At 69.6% G+C, this 22,877-nt stretch carries 18 protein-coding genes, 1 tRNA gene and 1 pseudogene; 19 read left to right on the top strand and 1 reads right to left on the bottom strand.

Features of this window, described 5'->3' with window-relative positions; genetic code table 11:
• Positions 1 to 10 precede the first annotated feature (10 nt).
• Positions 11 to 83: transfer RNA gene (locus CFK39_RS02085), tRNA-Arg, on the top strand.
• 71 nt (positions 84 to 154) lie between these two features.
• Here CFK39_RS02085 and CFK39_RS02080 read toward each other — a convergent pair.
• Positions 155 to 2,437, bottom strand: a complete 2,283-nt coding sequence (locus tag CFK39_RS02080; protein WP_420836211.1) for a bifunctional alpha,alpha-trehalose-phosphate synthase (UDP-forming)/trehalose-phosphatase — start codon at positions 2,435 to 2,437, stop codon at positions 155 to 157.
• A gap of 333 nt (positions 2,438 to 2,770) precedes the next feature.
• Between CFK39_RS02080 and lysA the strand changes: the two genes are divergently transcribed.
• From lysA to atpA, 18 genes and pseudogenes are all read left to right on the top strand, one after another.
• Positions 2,771 to 4,183, top strand: coding sequence for a diaminopimelate decarboxylase (gene lysA, locus CFK39_RS02075; RefSeq protein ID WP_089064075.1), 1,413 nt, complete (start codon positions 2,771 to 2,773; stop codon positions 4,181 to 4,183).
• A gap of 151 nt (positions 4,184 to 4,334) precedes the next feature.
• A complete protein-coding gene (locus CFK39_RS02070; RefSeq protein ID WP_089064074.1) occupies positions 4,335 to 5,702 on the top strand; it encodes a homoserine dehydrogenase in 1,368 nt (455 codons plus the stop codon).
• 4 nt (positions 5,703 to 5,706) lie between these two features.
• Positions 5,707 to 6,765, top strand: coding sequence for a threonine synthase (gene thrC / locus CFK39_RS02065; protein WP_089064073.1), 1,059 nt, complete (start codon positions 5,707 to 5,709; stop codon positions 6,763 to 6,765).
• A complete protein-coding gene (thrB, locus tag CFK39_RS02060) occupies positions 6,762 to 7,676 on the top strand; it encodes a homoserine kinase (protein WP_089064072.1) in 915 nt (304 codons plus the stop codon). The genes thrC and thrB overlap by 4 nt, the downstream gene beginning before the upstream one ends.
• 326 nt (positions 7,677 to 8,002) lie before the next feature.
• Positions 8,003 to 10,021, top strand: a complete 2,019-nt coding sequence (rho, locus tag CFK39_RS02055) for a transcription termination factor Rho (RefSeq protein WP_089064071.1) — start codon at positions 8,003 to 8,005, stop codon at positions 10,019 to 10,021.
• Positions 10,022 to 10,222: 201 nt separating this feature from the next.
• Positions 10,223 to 12,235, top strand: a complete 2,013-nt coding sequence (locus tag CFK39_RS02050; RefSeq protein ID WP_089064070.1) for an aldo/keto reductase — start codon at positions 10,223 to 10,225, stop codon at positions 12,233 to 12,235.
• A complete protein-coding gene (locus CFK39_RS02045; RefSeq protein WP_089064069.1) occupies positions 12,232 to 13,215 on the top strand; it encodes a LacI family DNA-binding transcriptional regulator in 984 nt (327 codons plus the stop codon). Before CFK39_RS02050 ends, CFK39_RS02045 begins: the two co-directional genes overlap by 4 nt.
• Before the next feature lie 131 nt (positions 13,216 to 13,346).
• On the top strand, positions 13,347 to 13,559 hold the full coding sequence (gene rpmE, locus CFK39_RS02040) for a 50S ribosomal protein L31 (protein ID WP_089064068.1): 213 nt from the start codon (positions 13,347 to 13,349) through the stop codon (positions 13,557 to 13,559).
• 243 nt (positions 13,560 to 13,802) lie between these two features.
• Positions 13,803 to 14,938, top strand: a pseudogene (gene prfA, locus CFK39_RS02035) (peptide chain release factor 1).
• Positions 14,938 to 15,843 carry a N5-glutamine methyltransferase family protein gene (locus CFK39_RS02030; RefSeq protein ID WP_089064067.1) on the top strand — a complete coding sequence of 302 codons (906 nt, stop codon included), beginning with the start codon at positions 14,938 to 14,940 and terminating at the stop codon, positions 15,841 to 15,843. Before prfA ends, CFK39_RS02030 begins: the two are co-directional and overlap by 1 nt.
• Positions 15,840 to 16,829: an L-threonylcarbamoyladenylate synthase gene (locus CFK39_RS02025; protein ID WP_089064066.1), complete on the top strand. Its 990-nt coding sequence runs from the start codon at positions 15,840 to 15,842 to the stop codon at positions 16,827 to 16,829. Before CFK39_RS02030 ends, CFK39_RS02025 begins: the two co-directional genes overlap by 4 nt.
• On the top strand, positions 16,826 to 17,950 hold the full coding sequence (locus CFK39_RS02020; protein ID WP_089064065.1) for an MraY family glycosyltransferase: 1,125 nt from the start codon (positions 16,826 to 16,828) through the stop codon (positions 17,948 to 17,950). Before CFK39_RS02025 ends, CFK39_RS02020 begins: the two co-directional genes overlap by 4 nt.
• A complete protein-coding gene (locus CFK39_RS02015; protein WP_089064064.1) occupies positions 17,934 to 18,434 on the top strand; it encodes a Cg1360 family ATP-synthase-associated protein in 501 nt (166 codons plus the stop codon). The genes CFK39_RS02020 and CFK39_RS02015 overlap by 17 nt, the downstream gene beginning before the upstream one ends.
• Positions 18,435 to 18,661: 227 nt before the next feature.
• The gene (gene atpB, locus CFK39_RS02010) at positions 18,662 to 19,447 is read left to right on the top strand and encodes a F0F1 ATP synthase subunit A (RefSeq protein ID WP_157697024.1); all 786 of its coding nucleotides are present in this window, start codon (positions 18,662 to 18,664) and stop codon (positions 19,445 to 19,447) included.
• A gap of 81 nt (positions 19,448 to 19,528) precedes the next feature.
• A complete protein-coding gene (gene atpE / locus CFK39_RS02005; RefSeq protein WP_089064063.1) occupies positions 19,529 to 19,759 on the top strand; it encodes an ATP synthase F0 subunit C in 231 nt (76 codons plus the stop codon).
• Positions 19,760 to 19,770: 11 nt separating this feature from the next.
• Positions 19,771 to 20,316, top strand: coding sequence for a F0F1 ATP synthase subunit B (locus CFK39_RS02000; protein ID WP_089064062.1), 546 nt, complete (start codon positions 19,771 to 19,773; stop codon positions 20,314 to 20,316).
• A 9-nt stretch (positions 20,317 to 20,325) separates the two neighbouring features.
• Positions 20,326 to 21,141, top strand: coding sequence for a F0F1 ATP synthase subunit delta (locus CFK39_RS01995; RefSeq protein ID WP_089064061.1), 816 nt, complete (start codon positions 20,326 to 20,328; stop codon positions 21,139 to 21,141).
• A 98-nt stretch (positions 21,142 to 21,239) separates the two neighbouring features.
• Positions 21,240 to 22,865 (top strand): F0F1 ATP synthase subunit alpha, encoded by a 1,626-nt coding sequence (atpA, locus tag CFK39_RS01990; protein ID WP_089064060.1) that lies wholly within the window; start codon positions 21,240 to 21,242, stop codon positions 22,863 to 22,865.
• The last annotated feature ends 12 nt before the right edge of the window (positions 22,866 to 22,877 follow it).

Here is a 22,877-nt window from a genome sequence, read left to right as displayed (position 1 = left end):
TCCCTAGTCCGCCCGCGTAGCTCAGTGGATAGAGCGTCTGCCTCCGGAGCAGAAGGTCGTAGGTTCGAATCCTGTCGCGGGCACCGAGAGAATCCCCGGTCACCAGCCATCTTGGCTGGTGGCCGGGGATTTTTTCAGCTCAGCTCAGCTCAGCTCAGCTCTGCTCGGCGCGCAGCTCGAGCAGCCGTCGGAGCAGGTCCCGCGCCGCCTCGGTGTCGGGGATCCGCAGCTGGGCCGCAGTATCGCCGCTGCCCACCTTCACCCCCACATCGTCGCTGCCCAACTGCGCGAAGACGGATTCATCAGTGATGTCATCGCCCAGGTACAGCCAGGCATCGGCGGCGCTCGCCCGGGACAGGGCATCGATCGCCGCTCCCTTCGAGGTGTGCACGACGGCGAACTCCACGACCTCCTTGCCGGGCGTGACGGTGACCTCGGGCAGGGTCGTGGCGTACTCGAGCGCCGACTCGGTGGCGTTGATCCCGCCCCGGCCCTTCGCGTTCCGGGTGTGCAGCACCGCGGCTGTCGGCTTGGTCTCGACCTCCGTGCCGGGGTGGGCCCGAGCGATCCGCCGCAGCGTGGTGGTGATCGCGGCGAGCTGCTCCTCCGCCTCCGGGGTCATGCTCAGCGCTGACTTGTCCAGCACTTCTGCCTGCATCCACGGCGGCAGCGCCCCCACCTCCGCGCCGTGGGACCCCACCAGCACCACCGAGCTCGGCATCTCGGTATGGGAGTCGAGATCGGCCAGCGCGCGCCCGGAGACCAGTGCGACGGCGACCCCCGGAAGGTCGGAGAGCCGGCGCAGGGCGGTGAGTGCGGCGTGATCGGGCTGCACCGCATCGCGGTCGGAGACGATCGGCGCCAGCACTCCATCGAAGTCGGAGGCGATCAGCAGGCGCGGCACCGCCGTGAAGTCGCGCAGCGTGGCGTCGAGCTCGACAGGATCGCTGGGTGCGTCCCCGGTGAGCCGGATGACCGGCGCCGCCTCCTGCTCCGGGGATCCGCTGGCGGTGAGGTTCTCGAGGAACTGGTGGGCCCAGAACTGCACGTCGTGCTCCATCACCTGATGGCGCAGGGAGCGCATCGCCTCCTCCTGCTCCTCGGGAGGCATCGCCAGCGACCGCAGGATCGCGGCCTTGAGCTCATCGATGTCGTGAGGATTCACCAGCACCGCGGCACGCAGCTCATCGGCCGCGCCGGCGAACTCGCTGAGCACCAGCACGCCGTGCAGATCCGGCCGGGAGGCGACGTACTCCTTGGCGACCAGGTTCATGCCGTCGCGCAGTGCTGTCACCAGCACCACGTCCGCGGCCATGAACAGCGCCGTCATCTCCCGGCGGTCGAAGGAGTGGTGCTGATAGGACACGGCCGGACGGCCGAGCGGCGCATGCTCGCCGTTGATCCGCCCGACCGTCAGCTCGACCTCGTCGCGCAGCTGGCGGTACGACTCCACCCGCTCGCGGGACGGCGTGGCGATCTGGATGATCACGGTGTCGTGCGGGTCGATCGAGCCGTCGTCCAGCAGCTCTCCCCAGGCCTTCAGCCGATGACGGATGCCCTTGGTGTAATCCAGACGGTCCGCGCCCAGCACGATCTTCTCCGGATCGCCGAGGTCCCGCCGCAGCTGTGCCGCGCGCTCGCGGATCTCCGGATCCTCGGTGAGGGCGGAGACGGCGGAGGAGTCGATGGAGATCGGGAAGGTCTGCACCTGCACCTCCCGCATCGGAGCGGCACCGATGCCGGGCACCGAGATCGTCATCCCGTCCACGTGATGGCCCAGCAGCTTGCGCACGGCGGCGAGGAAGTTCAGCGAATCGCTCTCGCGCTGGAAGCCCACGAGGTCCGCTCCGAGCAGACCGCGCAGGATGGAGTTGCGCTTGGGGAGCTGGGAGAACAGCTCGACGGGCGGGAACGGGATGTGGTTGAAGAAGCCGATGCGCACGTCGCTGCGCCGGTCCCGGATCATCCGCGGGACCAGCTGCAGCTGGTAGTCGTGCACCCAGATGGTCCCGCCCGGAGCCGCGACCGGTGCGGCCGCGGCGGCGAAGCGACGGTTCGCCGTGAGGTAGGAGTCCCACCAGCCGCGGTGGAACTCCGGGGCGACGATGACGTCATGGTAGAGAGGCCAGAGGGTGGCGTTGGAGTAGCCCTCGTAGTACCGCTCGATGTCCTCCTGATCCAGCCTCACCGGGTACAGGCTCATCCCGTCGGCGTCGAAGGGCTCGGGGGCCTCACCCGGTGCGCCGGCCCACCCCACCCAGGCGCCGGAGTCGATGGTGCGCATCACCGACTCCATCGCGGTGACGAGGCCGCCGGGGCTGGTCACCCATTCGGTGGCACCATCGGGGAGGGTCCGGGAATCCACCGGCAGACGATTGGCGACGACCACCAGCTCGTGCTCGCCGGGACGGTCCTGGACCGAAGATGAAGTGGACAACGGAACTCCTTCGCGTGACATCGTTCTCGGAGGCGAGGGAGCGAGCGGGAAGCGCCCGGAGGTGTCTGATCGTGTCTCCCGCGCCGACCCGTCGAGGTTATCAAGTGCGATCGATCACCAGCTGGGTCCGAAGTCCTGCTCCACCCTCGGTGAACTGCGCTTCTGACCTGTGCAGGTCACGGCCGACCGGGTGGACGGGGGCGGGAGCTGTGCTGTTCGCAGATCGGACACGGGTGCGGCGGCGTCGACCGCGCACCTAACCTCGGAGGGCGCCGACGGCGCGAGCCGCCCGCCGAGATCGTGGGGCGGGATGGCGCGAGAGCAGGAGCAGACATGCGTGCCCACGAGGCCGGAGCCCTACACGGCAACGACGCAGCCCCCACCTGGCTGCCGTATCCCGAGGACGTCAACCACCTGATCGACGGGCTGTGGTCGCGGAACACCGCACGCAATGCCGAGGGGGCCATCGAGATCGCCGGCGTGGACGTGCGGCGCATAGCTGAGGAGGTCGGCACCCCCGCCTTCGTGCTCGACGAGGACGACTTCCGTCACCGGGCCCGCGCGTTCCGCAACGCGTTCGCCGAGGCGTTCGCCCCCCATCGTGGGGCGGATGTCTACTACGCGGGCAAGGCCTTCCTCTGCGGCGCCGTGGTGCGCTGGGTCGAGGAGGACGGGCTGGGGCTGGACGTGTGCACCGGCGGTGAGCTCGCCGTCGCCCTGCGCGCCGGCTTCCCCCCGGAGCGCATCGCCCTGCATGGGAACAACAAGTCCGAGGCGGAGATCCGTCGCGCTCTCGAGGCCGGGGTGGGCCGCATCGTCGTCGACTCCCTGGACGAGATCGAGCTGGTCGACGACCTCGCGGCGCGGCTCGGTCGGCGCGCCGCTGTGATGCTGCGGGTGACCACCGGGGTGGAGGCGCACACCCACGAGTTCATCGCCACCGCGCACGAGGATCAGAAGTTCGGGCTCTCCCTCACCGGCGGGGCCGCCTTCGCCGCCGTGCGCCGTGTGCTCCGGGCTCCGCAGCTGGACCTTTTGGGGCTGCACTCCCATATCGGTTCGCAGATCTTCGACACCGGCGGCTTCGAGGTCGCCGCCCGCCGCGTCCTCGAGCTGGTCGCCCAGATCCGCGACGAGCTCGACCACACCGTCGACCAGCTCGACCTCGGCGGCGGTTTCGGCGTCATGTACAACACCCAGCACACCCCGGCCACGCCCGAGGTGCTCGCCGACGGGATCGCGCGGATCGTCACGATGCAGTGCCGGATGCTCGGGATCGAGGTGCCCCACGTGTCCTTCGAACCGGGCAGGGCGATCGCGGGCCCGTCCACCCAGACCCTGTACTCCGTGGGCACCGTGAAGGACGTGCGCCTGGGCGGCCCCCACCATCGGGTGTACGTCTCTGTGGACGGCGGGATGAGCGACAACGTGCGCACCGCGCTGTACGACGCGGACTACTCCTGCCTGCTCACCGGTCGAGTCTCCGACGCCGCGCCCGAAGTGGTCCGCGTGGTCGGCAAGCACTGCGAGAGCGGGGACATCGTCGTCAAGGACGAGTACCTGCCCAGCGATGTGGAGCGCGGAGACCTGATCTCGGTGCCCGTCACCGGTGCGTACTGCTACTCGCTGGCCTCGAACTACAACCACGTGCCACGGCCTCCCGTGATCGCCGTGCGCGACGGCGAGATCCGTACCCTGATCCGCCGCGAGACCGAGGACGACCTCCTCGGCCTGGATATCGGCTGATCGACGTGCTGCGAGGGACGAGCGGCAGGCATGTCCGAGTCGCGCCGTCGCATTCGTTCACGTCGGGACACATGGCGGCGCGACCCTCGGTTAGAGTTCGAGAGCCCATCACCGCCCGCCCTTCGGACCTTGTGGAAGGACCACTGCGCACATGTCACAGCACGTCTCCGGCAGTTCAGCTCCTGTGAGGTCCTCCTCGCTCTCGACGCTGCCCACCCTCCGTGTCGCGGTTCTCGGTGCCGGCACCGTCGGCGGGGAGGTGCTGCGCCTGATCTCCCAGCAGGGGGACGAGCTCGCCCATCGCATCGGCGGGCGCCTCGAGGTGATCGGGGTGGCCGTGCGCGACATCGCCCGCGATCGTGGCGAGCATGTGCCCGCCGAGCTGCTCACCGAGGACGCCGCCTCCCTGATGCGGGAGGCGGACCTGGTCATCGAGGTGATGGGCGGCATCGAACCGGCTCGCTCCCTCCTGTTGGACGCCATGGCGAACGGGGCGAGCGTGGTGACCGCGAACAAGGCCCTGCTGGCCCAGGACGGCGCCACGCTCTACGAGGCCGCGGATGCTCACGGGGTCGATCTCTATTTCGAGGCCGCAGTCGCCGGCGCGATCCCCTTGGTGCGTCCGGTGCGCGAGTCGCTTGCCGGGGATCGCATCCAGCGAGTGCTCGGGATCGTCAACGGCACCACGAACTTCATCCTCGACGCGATGACCCGTACCGGCGCGAGCTTCGATGACGCCCTGGCCACCGCCCAGCAGCTCGGCTTCGCCGAGGCCGATCCGACGGCCGATGTCGAGGGACACGACGCGGCAGCCAAGGCGTCGATCCTGGCCTCGCTCGCGTTCCACAGCCGGATGCGGCTGACCGACGTGCACTGCGAGGGCATCACCCAGGTCTCTGCTCAGGACATCGCCGCCGCGGCCCGGATGGGCCGCACCATCAAGCTGCTCTCGATCGTCGAACGCATCGAGGAGGAGGGCGGTGAGCGGATCTCCGCCCGTGTCTACCCGGCGCTGATCCCCGTGGACCATCCGCTGGCCTCGGTCGCCGAGGCGTACAACGCCGTGTTCATCGAGGCGGATGCCGCTGGTTCGCTGATGTTCTACGGCCAGGGAGCCGGTGGCACCCCGACCGCCTCCGCCATCCTCGGCGACGTGGTCTCCGCCGCCCGCGCTCGAGTGCACGGCGGGGTGGGGCCTCGCGAGTCGCGGTATGCGGAGCTCGAGTCGATCCCGCTCGAGGAGCTGCGCAGCGCCTTCTACATCTCGCTCACCGTGGAGGACCGACCCGGCGTGCTCGCCGAGATCGCCGGCACCCTGTCGGGCTACGGGATCTCCATCTCGACCATCCACCAGGAGCTGCTCGAGCAGGACGACGCCTCGGACGAACCGGCGCGCGCGCACATCGGCATCAGCACGCACCGGGCACTGGAGTCGGCGATGACCTCGTCGCTCGATGTGTTCTCCTCCACCGCCACGGTGCTGAGCATCGATTCCATCCTGCGCATCGAAGGAGAATGACCACATGGCACATCAATGGCGCGGCGTCCTCGCCGAGTACCGAGAGCATCTTCCGTTCGCCGAGAGCGACACCCTGCTGACGCTGGGGGAGGGCGGAACCCCGCTGGTGCCCGCTCCCGCCCTGTCGACGAAGGTCGGCGCGGACGTCCACATCAAGGTCGAGGGGATGAACCCCACCGGTTCGTTCAAGGACCGCGGCATGGTCTCGGCGATGTCGAAGGCGCTGAGCGACGGCGCGACCGCCGTGGTGTGCGCCTCCACCGGCAACACCAGCGCTTCGGCCGCGGCCTACGCCACCGCGGCGGGCCTGACCTGCGCGGTGCTGCTGCCGCAGGGGAAGATCGCCGCCGGGAAGCTCGCCCAGGCCGTCGTGCACGGCGCGAAGCTGATCCAGGTCGACGGTAATTTCGATGATTGCCTCGAGATCGCCCGGAAGCTCGACGCGGAGCACCCGATCGAGCTGGTCAACTCGGTGAACCCGTACCGCCTCCAGGGGCAGAAGACCGCCGCCTACGAGATCAGCGATGCACTGGGCCGGGCTCCCGACATCCATATCCTCCCTGTCGGCAACGCCGGGAACATCTCCGCCTACTGGATGGGCTATCGCGAGTACTGCGAGGCCGGCATCACCGACTCTCTCCCGCAGATGTGGGGCTTCCAGGCCGCTGGCGCCGCTCCTTTCGTGGCAGGCCATCCGATCACGAACCCCGAGACGGTCGCCACCGCCATCCGCATCGGTGCCCCCGCCTCCTGGCACCTCGCGGTCGAGGCCCGGGACGACTCGGGCGGGCTCATCGACGCGGTCACCGACCAGCAGATCCTCGATGCGCAGAAGCTGCTCGCGGCCGAGGTCGGCATCTTCGTCGAGCCCGCCTCGGCGGCCGGCGTTGCCGGCCTGCTGCAGCAGGCGGAGAAGGGTCTCGTCCCGGCGGGCGCGACGATCACGATCACCGTCACCGGCAACGGGCTCAAGGACATCGACACCGCGATGTCCCAGCACGAACTCACCCCGACGGTGGTGCCGGTCGACATCGCCGCGGCGGCGGAGGCCATCGGCCTGTGAGGATCCAGCACACCCGGGTCTCGGTGCGGGTCCCCGCGACCTCCGCGAATCTCGGGCCCGGCTTCGACACCCTGGGGCTGGCCCTGGACCTCTGCGACGAGCTGAGCGTCGAGGCGACCACCGGCGCGGTCGAGATCACGGTCCAGGGGGAGGGGTCCGCCTCGGTGCCTGCCGGCGAGGACCACCTCGTCGTGCGCGCTCTGCGCCGCGGCCTCGATCATGCCGGAGCTCCGCAGACCGGCCTGCGACTGCAGGCCATGAACCGCATCCCGCACGGCCGGGGCCTCGGTTCCAGCGCTGCGGCCACCCTTGCCGGTCTGCTGCTGGCGCGGGGGATGATCTCCGATCCCGAGGCGCTGGATGACCAGGCCGTGCTGCAGCTGGCGACGGAGTTCGAAGGTCATCCCGACAACGCCGCCCCGGCGCTGTGCGGTGGTGTGGTGCTGTCCTGGATGCAGGGAGCTGCGGCCCGGGCGGTGCCGCTGCATGTCGCCGACGGCGTGCTGCGCCCCGTGGTGCTGCTGCCCACGACCACCCTGCCCACCGATCAGGCCAGAGGGCTGCTGCCAGAGGAGGTCCCCTACACCGACGCGGTGTTCAACGCCTCCCGCTCCGCTCTGCTCGTCCACGCCCTCGCCGGCTCGCCGGAGCTCCTGCTCGAAGCGACCGAGGATCGGCTGCACCAGGATCGGCGCGCCCCGGGCATGCCCGAGAGTGTCGAGCTGATGCGGGTGCTGCGCAGGGAGGGCCACGCCGCCGTGGTCTCGGGTGCGGGTCCCTCGGTGCTGGTGATGTCCGGTCGCCGCACGGATCTGGCACCGCTGGTCCGCCGCTTCGTCGCCGATCCCACCACCTGGCGGATCGCTGAGGTGGGGCTGCGAACGGTCGCCGCCGCGCCTGTGGTAGGTTGACCCTGCGTCCAGGCGACATCGCGCGACGCTGAACCCTGCAGCAGATCCCTGGTGGATGCTGTGCGCAGATCTCCGCGTTCCGATGAGCTTCCTGAGCAAGCGCCCCGCACGGACCCCGCGCACCGATCACGACGTGCACTCCAGGCTCGTGCGCCGCCGCTGGCGCACCCCGAATCACACCGGCAGGCCCCCGAGGATGCCTTGCATCGTGGGGAGAACCCTGTGCGGCCGTCGCGACAGCACCCGGAGATATCTTGTTCCCGGCGCTGTGCGGCACCCAGACCAGAAAAGAGTCGGCGAGACCGGCTCGACAGGAAGGAACCCGGGTGAACGACACCACCTCCGGCGCAGATCTTGCGGCGAAGAAGCTTCCCGAGTTGCAGGCCATCGCGGCCGAGCGCGGCATCAAGGGGGCCCGTCGCCTGCGCAAGGGCGAACTGATCGAGGCGATTCGTGGCGGCGGTGCGCCGCCGACCGCCGATGCCTCCGCCGCCGCGGACGCGCCGGCAGAATCCGCTGCACCGAAGGAGACCGTCGCGCAGGATGACGCGGAGACGGCGACCACCGGTCGCGCCGAGCGTTCCCGCTCCCGTTCGCGCTCTCGCGCCGCTTCGGGCGGCTCGGGCGAGGAATCCGCGCCCGAGCTCGGCATCGAGCTGCCTACCGGCGGTGGCGCCGGCGAGGATCGTGAGAAGAGCCGCGGCGACTCCGGGAATCGCTCGGGGAGTCGCGAGGACGCCGGCGGCGAGGGCGACGGCCGCGCGAGCGGCGGCCGCAGGCCCCGCAGCGGCGAGGAGCACCGTGGCGAGGATCAGGGCCGCGGTGAGGATCGCCGGGACGGGCAGAACCGCGGTGGTGGCCAGCGCCGACGCCTGGAGGACATCGAGCTCCCGGACCGTTCCGGGGAACAGGACGAGGACCGGCAGGGCGAGGACGGCTGCGACGACGATCGTCGGGGGCGCTCCCGCAGCCGCAACCGCTCGCGAGACCGCAAGCGCCGAGGCCGCGGCGGGCAGAACGATCAGGGTGGCCCGAGCGGCCAGGGGTCGCAGAACTCGCAGGGCGGCCAGAACTCGCAGGGCGGCCAGGGCTCCCAGGGGGGCAACCAGGACGACGGACAGGCCCGCGAGGGTGATGAGCTGATGACCATCGCCGGCATCCTGGACATCCGCGACAACAACGCGTACGTGCGCACCACCGGGTACCTCCCCGGCGCCAGCGACGTCTACGTGACCATGAACCAGGTCAAGCGGGCAGGGCTGCGCAAGGGCGATGCCATCACCGGCCAGGTCAAGACGCCGCGTGACGGTGAGGACCGCCAGGTCGAGCAGCAGCACCACGGCGGTGGCCGCAACCGCCGCGGCAAGGGCGGCGGCGGCAATCAGAACAAGTACGCCGCGCTGGTCCAGGTCGACACCATCAACGGGATGCCGGTCGAGCGCGCCCGGCAGAGGGTCGACTTCGGCAAGCTCACCCCGCTGTACCCCGATGAGCGGCTCCGGCTGGAGACCGCACCGAACGCCATCTCGCCGCGCGTGATCGACCTCGTCTCGCCGATCGGCAAGGGCCAGCGCGGCCTGATCGTCGCGCCCCCGAAGGCCGGCAAGACGATCATCATGCAGCAGATCGCGAACGCGATCACCGTGAACAATCCCGAGGTCCACCTCATGGTCGTGCTCGTCGACGAGCGCCCCGAGGAGGTCACGGACATGCAGCGGACGGTCAAGGGTGAGGTCATCGCCTCGACCTTCGACCGCCCGGCCTCGGACCACACCATCGTCGCCGAGCTCGCGATCGAGCGGGCCAAGCGCCTGGTGGAGATGGGTCGCGACGTGGTGGTCCTGCTGGACTCGCTCACCCGTCTGTCCCGCGCCTATAACCTGGCCGCACCGGCCTCCGGTCGGATCCTCTCCGGCGGTGTCGACGCCTCGGCCCTGTACCCGCCCAAGCGCTTCTTCGGCGCGGCGCGCAACATCGAGCACGGCGGCTCGCTGACGATCCTCGCCTCGGCGCTGGTGGAGACCGGCTCCAAGATGGACGAGGTCATCTTCGAGGAGTTCAAGGGCACCGGCAATATGGAGCTGCGGCTCTCGCGCCACCTCGCGGACAAGCGGATCTTCCCGGCCGTGGACGTCAACGCCTCGGGCACCCGTCGCGAGGAGGCGCTCATGGGCAAGGATGAGCTGGCCATCATGTGGAAGCTCCGACGAGTGCTCGGCGCACTCGAGCAGCAGCAGGCGCTCGAGATGCTCATGGAGCGGATCAAGAAGAGCCAGTCCAACTCCGAGTTCCTGATGACGGTCCAGAAGAACACGCCCAGCGTGAGCGGGCGCAGCTCGAACTGATCACCCTGCCCGCAGCCGTGATGAGCACGGTACGGGGATCGAGGGGCACCTCCGCCACGGCGGAGGTGCCCCTCGTCGCAGTGCGGGAGGACGGTCGAGATCGACGGCATTGCACGGGATGACGGAACCGGATAGCGTAATCCCAGTCGTGAACGTTCACGGCTTCCGTGCCTCCCCTCTGTGAAGGATGACGACGTCTCCATGAGCACCCCCTCCTCCCCGTTCCGCTGGGCCGTTCTCGGGCCGGGCGGGATCGCCCGCCGCTTCGCCTCGCAGCTGTCCTCCTCACAGGACGGCGTACTGGTGGCCGTCGGCAGCAGCTCCCCGGAGCGCGCGAGCGCCTTCGCGGACGAGTTCCCCCTGGACGGCCCGGCTCTCGTCGGCGATTACGCACAGGTGCTGGCGAGCGACCAGGTGGACGCCGTCTACATCTCCACCGTCCATACCGGTCACGCCCGCCTGACCGCGATGGCCCTCGAGGCCGGCAAGCATGTCCTGTGCGAGAAGCCGCTGACCCCAAACTCCGGCACCACCATGGCGCTCATCGACCTCGCCGCCCGCAGCGGAAAGGTCCTGCTGGAGGCGTACATGTACCGCTTCCACCCCCAGACGGTCCGGGTGCTGGAGCTGGTGACGGAGGGGGCGATCGGGGATATCACGCACGTGGACGCCTCGTTCTCATTCGACACCGGAGCCCGCAACGGCCGCCTGTTCGACCTCGACACCGCCGGTGGCGGCATCCTCGATGTGGGCTGCTATCCGATGTCCTTCGCCCGTTTCGTCGCCGGTGCCGTCGAGGGACGGGCCGCCATCGAACCGGCCACGATCACCGGCAGCGGCACGTTGGGGGAGACGGGAGTGGACGAATGGGCCACTGCGAAGCTCACCTTCCCCACCGGGATGACCGCGAGCCTCCGCACGGGCGTGCGCCTGGCCGATCCGCAGTCCGCGACCATCACCGGATCGCGCGGTGTGATCCGGCTCAGCGATCCGTGGGGCCTGGGCGCGGACACCAGCATCGAGCTGGATATCGTGGGCGAGCAGCCGCAGCGGATCGAGGTCCCCGCGGCCCACGCCTACGCGCTGGAGGCCGACGCCCTCGCCGGTGCCGCCCGCGGCAGCGGCGAGGTCCCCGAGCTCACCGGCGAGAACTCCCTGGGCCAGGCCCGCGCCCTGGACCAGTGGCGTGAGCAGGTCGGTCTGCGCTACCCCTTCGAGGCAGATGACGCCAGCATCCCCACCGTGACCGGTCGGCCGCTGGCCGCCGGCAGCGTGCAGGTCGGCCCGGCGATGACCTACGGGAGCATCCCCGGAGTCGACAAGCAGGTCTCCCGACTGGTGATGGGCTGCGACAACCAGATGAACCTGTCCCATGCCTCGGCGATGTTCGACGCCTTCGTCGAGATCGGCGGGACCACCTTCGACACCGCCTACATCTACGGCGGCGGCCACATCGAGAAGCTCTTCGGTCAGTGGGTCCGCAACCGGGGAGTGCGCGAGGACGTCGTGGTCATCACCAAGGGCGCACACACCCCGCACTGCGATCCCGCCTCGATCACCCGTCAGCTCGAGGAGTCGCTCGAGCGCCAGGGCACCGACTATGCAGACCTCTACATGATGCACCGCGACAACCCGGAGGTCCCGGTCGGGGAGTTCGTGGACGTCATGGACGAGCACCTGCGGGCCGGTCGCATCCGCGCCTACGGCGGATCGAACTGGACTCCGGAGCGCGTGGACGAGGCCAACGCCTACGCGAAGGCCAACGGCCGCGCCGGATTCACGATCCTGTCCAACCACTTCGGCCTCGCCGAGGCCCTCGACGTGCCGTGGAAGGGCTGTGTCCACGCCACGGATCCGCAGTCCAAGGCATGGCTCGAGGACCGCGGCATCGCCCTGCTGCCCTGGTCCTCGCAGGCACGAGGATTCTTCACCGGCCGCGCCCATCCCGAGGACCGCTCGGACGCAGAGCTGGTGCGCTGCTATTACAGCGACGACAATTTCGAGCGGCTCGCCCGGGCGGAGGAGCTCGGCCGTGAGCGCGCCGTCCCGGCCACCGCGATCGCCCTGGCCTACGTGCTGCATCAGAAGTTCCCGACCTTCGCGCTGTTCGGCCCGCGCAGCATCGCCGAGATGCGCTCCTCGACCCTGGGGCTGGGCGTCGAACTGTCGGAGTCCGAGCTGGCCTGGCTCGACCTGAGGGCTCCGGCCCGGTGAGCGCCGCGGCGCGCAGGGCCACGATCATCGACGTCGCCGAACGGGCCGGGGTCTCCCGGCAGACCGTCTCCCGGGCGATGAACGATCTGCCCGGCATCAGCGCCGCAACTCGCGAGCGTGTCCTCACCGCGGCGAAGGAGCTGAACTATCGCCCCTCACGCTTCGGCCGGGGGCTCGTCGAGCGCGGGCCGACCACCATCGGCCTGGTCGTGGACGACCTCTCGAACGCGTACTTCGCCGAGCTCGGTGCTGCAGTGGTCCGCGCCTGTGCCCCCTACGGCTGGAATGTCGTTCTCGCCGAGGCGCTGCACGCCCCGCACCCGGAGCGGGTGGCGGGGGACCTGGCGCGCCGGGTCGATGCGCTCGTGGGCTACGGGGTGCTGACCGCCGACCTCCGCGGGACCAGCGGGATGCCGGTGGTCCAGCTCGATGGCCGTGAGTCCCATCTCGCCGAGGGAGGTGTCATCGAGCTCCTGCGTGAGGCCGCGATGGCAGAACTGGCGGTGCACCTCCGGGACTCCGGCGCCCATCGACCCGTGGTGCTGGATCTCGTCGGCGGTGGGGGCCGTTCCCGCAGTCTCGCGCTGGCTGCGGCGCTCCGCCCGCTGGTCGGTGACGGCGAGGTCCCGGTGCGGGAGGTGGATGCCCGGTGCGGGCACCGGGAGTTCCTCGAGGAGGTCCTGGCCGACGGGGTCGATACCGTCGTCGCCTTCAACGACGTGCTCGCCGTCCGCTTGCTGCGGACCCTGCGGGGGCTCGGGGTCGAAGTGCCGGGCCAGGTGCGACTGGTCGGCGTCGACGGGCTGGAGATCGCCTCATTGGTCACCCCCGAGCTCACGACATTGAGCATCGACATCGAGGCGGTGGCCCGGGAAACGGTCTCCCTGGTCGCCGGGATGCTCGACGGATCGGTCCCGCTGAACGGGGAGGCGGCACGCCGGAGCGTGCCCTATCGGCTCGAGGTGCGCGCCTCGACCTGAGCCGAGCGATGTTGCGCACGCCGCATCCGGAAATCTCGCACATGTGGGGCGGGGCGTGGCAGACTGTGACGTCGGTTCTGGTTCACGGTGCCCGCCGGGCGCCGACCCAGCGACCCCGATCAAGGAGAGACATGAAGGCTGAGATCCACCCCGCATACGCCGAGACCCAGGTGACCTGCACCTGCGGCAACTCGTTCACCACCCGCAGCACCAAGAATGACGGTGCGATCAGCACCGAGGTCTGCTCCGAGTGCCACCCGTTCTACACCGGCAAGCAGAAGATCCTGGACACCGGCGGCCGCGTCGCCCGCTTCCAGGCCCGCTACGGCAAGAAGAACGCCTGAGCGACGTACTGCGAGGCACGAGCGGTAGGAGCTCGGGAGTGGGCTGGGCCTGAGCGACGTACTGCGAGGCACGAGCGGTAGGAGCTCGGGCCGCTGCGCAGGGCTCGCGCCTGAGCGACGTTCCATCAGCAGAGAGCATTCTCCGACGCCGGTGCACGCCCCAGGGCGTGCACCGGCGTCGTGCATGTGGGAACCATGACTATGCGTGGCTGATGCCGCCGGGTGACTGACGAAGGAGCATCGATGAGCGAGCAGGACGGGGGAGACCGACTCGCGCCGCTGCGTCAGGAGCACGGTCGTCTGCAGGACTCGATGGCGGACCCGGCCCTGCACGAGGATGCCGCGCGCGCCCGACGCGTGGGCCGGCGCTACGCCGAGCTGGAGGGGATCCTCGAGGCAGCGGCGCAGCTGGAGGCCACCGAGGCGGATCTCGAGGTCGCTCAGGAGCTCGAGGAGCTGGGGGAGGGGGACGAGGAGCTGGCGGCGGAGGCGACCCGGCTGCAGGCGCGTCTCGGTGTCGAGCGAGAGCATCTCGAGGACCTGCTCGCCCCCGCGACCCCGATGATGCCCGTGACGTGATCCTCGAGATCAAGGCCGGCGCCGGCGGGGAGGAATCCGCGCTCTTCGCGGCGGAGATGCTGCGCATGTATCGCGCCTTCGCCGAGTCCCAGGGCTGGCGGGTGGAGGTCCTGACCTCCTCCGAATCCGATCTCGGCGGGCTCAAGGACGTCACCGTCGCGATCGCGGCACGGGGTGCGGGCGGTCCCGGCACCGGCGTCTACGCCCATCTCAAGCACGAGGCCGGGGTGCACCGGGTCCAGCGCGTCCCGGTCACGGAGTCCCAGGGGCGCATCCACACCTCCGCTGTCGGCGTGCTGGTGCTGCCCGAGGCCGACGAGACCGATGAGACCGAGCTCCTCGCCGAGGCGATGGCGCCGGCGAACCTGCGCATCGACGTCTTCCGCTCCAGCGGCCCGGGCGGCCAGAGCGTGAACACGACCGATTCCGCAGTGCGGATCACACATCTTCCCACCGGGGTGGTGGTCTCCTGCCAGGACCAGAAGAGCCAGCTGCAGAACCGGGATCAGGCGCTGCGGATCCTGCGCACCCGCTTGCTGGATGCTCGTCGTGCAGAGCAGGAGGCGCAGTCCTCCGCGACCCGGCGCTCCCAGGTGCGCACGGTGGATCGCAGCGAGCGGATCCGCACCTACAACTTCCCCGAGTCCCGGGTCGCCGACCATCGCACCGGTTTCAAGGCGGGCAACCTGGCGCAGGTGCTGGCCGGTGACCTCACGGACCTCATCGCCTCCTCTCGTCAGGCCGAGCGGGCGGCGCGCCTGGCGGAGGCGCAGGCCGGCAACCCGGAGGAGCGGACCTGATGCACGCACAGGAGGTGCGCACCCGGCTGCGCTCCGCTCTGGCGGAGACGACGCGTCAGCTGGGTGAGGCCGGGGTGCCCTCGCCCAGCGCCGATGCGCGGGCGCTGATCGCCCATGCCGCCGACACCGAGAGCCCCCTGGTCCTGCTCGACGACCTGCCGGAGACCTTCGCGGAGCGGCTCGAGAAGCTCACCGCACGCCGGGTGCAGCGTGAGCCGCTGCAGCTGATCCTGGGACGAGCCCCGTTCCGTCGCCTCATGCTCGATGTGCGTCCCGGCGTGTTCATCCCGCGCCCGGAGACCGAGCTCGCCGTGGACCTGATGCGCGAGTACGTGGAGGGGCCGCTGGGCGAGGTGGTCGACCTCTGTTCCGGTTCCGGCGCGCTGGGCGCGGCCGTCCTGGACGAGCTGCCGCGTTCTCAGGTGCTGTCCGTGGAGGTGGATCCCGTCGCTGCAGAGCTGACCGCCCACAACCTCGAACAGGCGGGTCCCGGTCGCGGCCGTGTGTTGGAGGCGGACCTGCTCGGGATGATCCCTGAGCTGGCAGCGGTCGCCCCGGTGGATGCCGTGCTGTCCAACCCTCCCTATATCCCGCCCGAGGCCGTGCCCCGTGACGCCGAGGTGCTCGAGCATGATCCGCACCGCGCCCTGTTCGGCGGGGGACCGGACGGTCTCGAGGTCCCGCGCGCCGTCGTCGCCTGGGCGCACCGGCTGCTGCGACCCGGTGGTGTGCTGATCATGGAGCACGCGGACGTGCAGGGGGCCGACGCTCGTGAGGTCGCCGCCGGATGCGGTGGCTTCGACCTGTTCAGAACCGTCCCCGACCTGACCGGTCGCGACCGATTCCTGGTGGCGCGCCGCGCCCTCGGGGAACCGACCAGTGGAAGTGAGAGACTGTCCCGGTGACCGTGCACGACACCCAGAACCCAGAGTCCCGCGAGGATGCCCTCGCCGCCGCCGTCGACGCCGTGCGCGGTGGCGACCTGATCGTCCTGCCGACGGATACCGTCTACGGGATCGGGGCGGATGCGTTCACCCCGGACGCCGTCGCAGCCCTGCTCGAGGCGAAGGGGCGCGGCCGCGACACCCCGCCGCCGGTGCTGATCGGCGACCACGCCGTGCTGCTGGCCCTGGCCGCGGAGGTCCCCGACTACGTCGAGGATCTCACCGAGGAGCTGTGGCCGGGCGCGCTCACCCTGATCCTCTCCGCCCAGCGGTCGCTGACCTGGGATCTGGGGGAGACCCGCGGCACCGTGGCACTGCGGATGCCGGATGACGAGGTCGCCCTCGAGCTGCTGCGCCGCACCGGGCCGCTCGCCGTCTCCAGCGCGAACCGTCATGGCAGGCCCGCAGCGCTCAGCGTGCTGGACGCCGCCACACAGCTCGGCGATGCCGTCGAGATCTACCTCGACGGCGGACCGGCCCGCATCGGCGAGAGCTCCACCATCCTGGACACCACGGTGACCCCGGCGGAGATCGTGCGCGAAGGCGCCATCTCCAAGGAGCAGATCATCGAGATCGTCGGAGACATCTTCACCGCAGCCGAACCCGTGAGCGAGCAGGAGCCCTCCGAGGAGGAATCCTCCGACGGGGATCTCTCCGGGGAGGAGGCCTCCGGCGCGCAGAGCTCCGAGGCGCACTCGGAAGATGCTCCCGGCATCGCCGAGACGGGAACGCCCGCCGATCCGACGACTGCGGGCTCCGCAACGCCGGCTGCGAACACGTCCGTGCTGGACCTGCCCGCCGAGCCCGCACCCGCCCCGGACGTCGCGGACGCCGCAGCGCTGGGTCAGTCCGCCGAGACCCGCCTCGACCAGGTCGGCGAGCAGACCCCGGCGCCGACCTCCGAGCCTGCTGCGGGTGAGTCCGGCACGGAGAGCACTTCCGGGTGAGGATCTACCTGTTCCTCCTGCTCCTCGCCGCAGCGGTCACCTTCCTGGTGACCCCCGGGGTGAGGCTCCTGGCCCGACGGGCCGGAGCGATGACAGCGGTGAGGGATCGTGACGTCCACGACGCGGTGACCCCGCGCCTGGGTGGGCTCGCCATGCTCACGGGAGTGCTCTGCGCGATGCTGGTCGCGAGCAACATCCCTTTCCTCGAAGGACTGTTCCGCGACAGCCGCCAACCATGGGCGATCCTCGCGGCCGGCTCGCTGGTGTGCCTGCTCGGAGCCGCTGATGACCGCTGGGACCTGGACTGGGTGACCAAGCTGGCCGGCCAGGTGCTGGCGGCCGTGCTGCTGGCGTGGCAGGGCGTCAGCCTGGTGACCCTCCCGATCAACGGCGTGACCGTGCTGTCCGGACGCACGGCGCTGATCCTCACCGTGCTGGTGGTGGTGGTGAGCATGAACGCGGTGAACTTCGTGGACGGGCTGGACGGGCTGGCGGCGGGCGTGATGGCGATCGGCGGTTCGGCCTTCTTCGTCTACGCCTACACGCTCACCCGCAGCGCCTCGGCCACCGACTACTCCTCGCTCGCGGCCCTGCTGACCGCAGTGATGATCGGCGCCTGTCTGGGATTCCTGCCTCATAACCTCACCCGGGCCCGCATCTTCATGGGCGACTCCGGCTCGATGCTGCTGGGACTGCTGCTGGCGGCCAGCACCATCGCCGTGACCGGTCAGGTCGACCCCGGCCGGCTCACCGGCGCAGACTTCTTCGGTCAGTTCCTGCCGATCCTGCTCCCCATCGGCGTGATGGTGATCCCTTTCCTCGACTTCGCGCTCGCGGTGGTCCGACGGATCGGCTCGGGCAGATCCCCGTTCCAGGCCGACAAGGCGCATCTCCACCACCGGCTGCTCAGCCTGGGGCACACCAAGTTCGCCGCCGTGCTGATCATGTACACCTGGACCGTGGTGATCTCGGTGGGGCTGCTGCTCCCGCTCGTGCTGCCGATGCGCACGGTCTACATCTTCTGGATGATCGGGCTGATGTTCGCCGTCCTGCTCACCTTCGACCCCCTCAGATGGCGCACCGGCCGTCACCGGAAGGATCTCGATGTCCCCTCAGCCTGAGAACTCCGCCGCCCACGGGCGGCCCGCCCCCACCGCCCCGCGACGTCGCACCGCAGGGGACCGCTCGATGCAGCGAGCCACCGTGATCGCCGTGGTCGTCGGCCTGGTGCTGGACCTGGTGGTCATCCTCATCGCTGCCACCCGGCCCGAGTCGACCGCACTGGCGGGAGCGCTGGTCGGCACCGGCCTCACCCTGATCGTGGTGCTGCCCTCCGCAGTGATCTCGTTCCTCAGCCCCCGCCTGAGTCCCCTCACCATGGCCGCCACCGTGCTCGGCTCCTGGGCGGTCAAGATGTTCGTTGTGATCCTGATCCTACTGGCGGTCAAGGACCTGCCCTCGCTCTCCACCCAGTGGATCGGACTGGCACTGCTGGTGGGCGCGGTCTCGGCGATGCTTCTCGAGGCCACACTGCTGCTGAGGACCCGTCAGCCGTTGGATGTGGAGCCCGTGGAGACCCCCCTTGACCCCCCGGCGGAGCAGTGACTCTCTGTTATGCTTCCCGAGGTGCTCGACCGCTGATCACGGTGCATTACCGAGGTCCGCTCGACCACTGATCGACCACCCAGACCGCTCAACGCGTCGTCCATCGCCGTACGCACGGTGGCCGCATCCGGGTAGGTCCCGATCGAGAATGACGGCCACGGCCGGTGCGATGGCGCCGGACCACACGACCACGGGAGATCGAGCTGAACACCGCAGACCTCAGCCCCATGCTGCACGCCGAGGGCGATTCGCTCTTCCATGTTCCGACGCTGGACGAGTTCTTCCCGGACGCGATCCTCTTCAGCGGAACCTGGTTCGAGTTCAACCGCGTCCAGCTGGTGCGCCTGATCGTGCTCGCCGTCGTGCTGATCGTGATGTGCGTGCTCGCCTCCCGCGCCAAGCTGGTGCCGGGCCGCGGGCAGAGCATCGTCGAGCTGCTCCTCGAGTTCGTCAACGGCACCATCATCAAGAACACGCTGGGGCTGCGCGAGGGCAAGCACTTCGCGCCATTCCTCACCACGCTGTTCTTCTTCCTGCTGGCGATGAACCTCGCCGGCGTGGTCCCGGGCCTGAACCTGGCCGGCACCTCCGTGATCGGTCTGCCCCTGCTGGCGGCCCTGTGGACCTTCGTGATCTACGTGTCCGCCGGGGTGAAGAAGCGCGGCATCGCCGGCTATCTCAAGCATGAGACCGCCCCGCCCGGGCTGCCCAAGCCGATCTACCTGCTGCTGGTGCCGATCGAGTTCCTCCAGGTGGTCCTGATCCGCTGGGCCTCGCTGACCATCCGACTGCTCGCGAACATGGTCGCCGGCCACATCATGATGGTCGTCTTCATCGGCCTGACCCAGGGGCTGCTGCTCTCGGGCACCTGGCTGGTGGCGATCTCTCCCTTCGCGGGCGCGCTGGCCATCGGCATCTACGGCTTCGAGATCTTCGTCGCCGCCCTGCAGGCCTTCATCTTCACGATCCTCGCCGCGGTGTACATCCAGATGGCCACCGCCGACGAGCACTGATCTGCCCCACGACTTCCCGAACCCCCTGACATCACCCCTGTCCGCCGTCCTCCCGGGCGGCACAACGAAAGGAAACCCCCTGTGGACCCGATGATTCTCTCTGAACTCACCGGCAACGTCGCCTCTGTCGGCTACGGTCTCGCGGCGATCGGCCCCGGCATCGGCATCGGCATCATCGTCGGCAAGACCGCTGAGGCCACCGCGCGCCAGCCCGAGCTGCGCGGCCAGCTGCAGTCCACCATGTTCATCGGTATCGCCTTCACCGAGATCCTGACCCTGCTGGCGATCGTCACCGGCCTGCTCTTCGGCTGAGGCTCACTCCCATGATTCTTGCCGAAGGAGCACAGTCAGTCCCGAGCTGGCGTCTTCTGGTTCCCCTGCCTTCGGAGATCATCTGGTCGCTCGCCTTCCTGATCATCTTCGCGGTCGTCTTCATGAAGTTCGTCCTCCCGCGGCTCAACGCCGTGCTGGACGAGCGTGCGGAGAAGATCGAGGGCGGCCTGCGCAATGCGGAGAAGGTCCAGGAGCAGGTCGACCAGCTGAAGAGCGATCAGGAGCAGGAGCTCGCGGCCGCCCGCCAGGAGGCCGCCTCGATCCGGGAGAAGGCCCGCGCGGACGGTCAGAAGATCGTCGACGACGCCCGTGCCCGCGCCGAGTCCGAGAACGAGCGCCTGCTCGCCTCGGGCCGTCAGCAGCTCAGCGCCGAGCGGATCGCCGCCTCGACCGAGCTGCGCGGAGAGGTCGGGACGCTCGCCAGCGACCTCGCGTCCAAGATCGTCGGGGAGTCCCTCACCGATGACGAGCGCTCCCGCCGAGTGATCGACCGGTTCCTGGACGACCTCGAGTCGAGCCAGGCCACCACCCGATAAGGAACCGTGATGCGAGGAACTTCCTCCACCTCCTTCGCCGAGGTGCTCCGGCACGTCGAGGCCGCCTTCGCGGCCGACGGCGCTGCGCTGGATACCGAGGCCCAGGAGCTGTTCTCGGTGGCTGATGCCATCGATTCCAGCAATCAGCTCGTGCGCACCCTCTCCGATCCCGGCCGTCCGGCCGAGGTCAAGGAGTCGGCGGTGCGCTCGCTGCTGGCGAGCCGGGTCAGCCCGCGCACGCTCGAGGCCACTCTCGAGGTCGTGCGGCGTCGCTGGTCCGAGCAGGAGGACATCCTCGATGCCCTCGAGCTGCTCGGGGTCACGGCACTGCTCGAGCAGGCGCAGTCCGAGGGAGTCCTCGAACAGGTCGACAGCGAGCTGTTCGACGTCTCGCGACTCATCGACGGCAGCGGTGACCTCACCTCCACCCTCGACGGGGAGCGGGGAGAGCCCGCACGGCGCGCGTCCCTGCTGGAGCGCCTGCTGGACGGCCGGGTGCACCGCCTCACGGTCGCTCTGGCGGCCCGAGCCGTCGGACGTCGCACCGAGACCAAGCCGGCCCGTCGCGTCGAGGAGTTCGCCCGCTTCGCCTCCGACCGTCGTCGGCGCGCATTCGCGTCCGTCTCCAGCGCAGTGCCGCTGAACGAGGCGCAGCAGGCCCGACTGGGCGCTGTCCTGGCGACCGTCTACGGCCGTCAGATCCAGCTGAACCTCACCGTCGATCCTGCAGTCGTGGGCGGTCTCCAGATCCAGGTCGGCGACGACCTCTTTGACGCCACCGTGCTGGCCCGGCTCTCCCGAGCCCGGTCACAGCTCGTGGCCTGACTCATCCCCGATGCCGGAGCCTCCTCGAGGCCGCGGCGTCCCCAGCATTGTTCAGACCATCCCCGGCACGGGGAGACCGAGAGGAAGCGAAGCAGCAGATGGCGGAGCTCACGATCAGCCCGGAGGACATCCGGAACGCCCTGGACACCGCGGTGTCCACCTACCAGGCAGGCGCCACCGAGCGCGAGGAGATCGGCCGCGTCAGCGAGGCCGCTGACGGCATCGCGCGCGTCGAGGGCCTCCCGAACGTCATGGCCAATGAGCTCGTCAGCTTCGAGGACGGCACCCTCGGGCTCGCCCTGAACCTCGAGCTGCGAGAGGTCGGCGTCGTCGTCCTCGGCGAGTTCTCGGGCATCGAGGAGGGCCAGCAGGTCCGTCGCACCGGCCAGGTGCTCTCGGTCCCCGTCGGCGATGGCTACCTCGGCCGCGTGGTCGACCCCACCGGCGCCCCCATCGACGGCCTCGGCACCATCGAGACCGTCGGCCGTCGCGCCCTCGAGCTGCAGGCGCCCGGCGTCATGCAGCGCAAGGCCGTCAAGGAGCCGATGCAGACCGGCCTCAAGGCGATCGACGCGATGACCCCGATCGGTCGCGGTCAGCGTCAGCTGATCATCGGCGACCGCCAGACGGGCAAGACCACGATCGGCATCGACACGATCCTGAACCAGAAGTCCAACTGGGAGTCCGGCGACCCCGACAAGCAGGTCCGCTGCATCTACGTCGCCGTCGGCCAGAAGGGCTCGACCATCGCCTCGGTGCGCGCGACGCTCGAGGAGAACGGGGCGATGGAGTACACCACCATCGTCGCGGCCCCGGCCTCCGACCCGGCCGGCTTCAAGTACATCGCCCCCTACACCGGCTCGTCCATCGGCCAGCACTGGATGTACGAGGGCAAGCACGTCCTGATCATCTTCGATGACCTCTCGAAGCAGGCCGAGGCCTATCGCGCCGTGTCGCTGCTGCTGCGCCGCCCGCCGGGTCGTGAGGCCTACCCGGGCGACGTCTTCTACCTGCACTCCCGCCTGCTCGAGCGCTGTGCGAAGCTCAGCGACGAGATGGGCGGCGGCTCGATGACCGGCCTGCCGATCATCGAGACCAAGGCCAATGACGTCTCGGCCTACATCCCGACCAACGTCATCTCGATCACCGACGGCCAGTGCTTCCTGCAGTCGGACCTGTTCAACGCGAACCAGCGCCCGGCGGTCGACGTCGGCGTCTCGGTCTCCCGCGTCGGCGGCTCCGCCCAGACCAAGGCCATGAAGTCGGTCTCGGGCACGCTGAAGATCGACCTCGCGCAGTTCCGAGACCTCGAATCCTTCGCGATGTTCGCCTCCGACCTGGACGCGGCCTCGAAGCAGCAGCTGAGCCGCGGTGCACGTCTGATGGAGCTGCTCAAGCAGGCCCAGAGCTCGCCGTTCCCGATGGAGGAGCAGGTCATCTCGATCTGGGCCGGCACCAAGGGCAAGTTCGACGACATCGAGGTCGAGGATGTCCGCGACTTCGAGGGCCAGCTGCTCGAGCACCTGCGCCACAATGGCGGCGTGCTCGAGGCGATTCGCAGCTCGGGCAAGTTCGAGTCCTCGACCGAGGAGGAGCTCTCGGGCATCCTCGACCAGGTCAAGCAGGACTTCCTGGCCGGCAAGGGCCAGGATGCGGCGCGGAACGACGAGGATGGTCGTCTCGCCGCTGACCGGATCGAGCAGGAGCAGATCGTCCGCGGCTGATGCGAGACGCCG

The sequence above is a fragment of the Brachybacterium avium genome, from assembly GCF_002216795.1.
In the GTDB taxonomy this organism is placed as follows: Bacteria; Actinomycetota; Actinomycetes; order Actinomycetales; family Dermabacteraceae; genus Brachybacterium; species Brachybacterium avium.
This window is presented reverse-complemented; position numbering and strand designations above follow the sequence as displayed.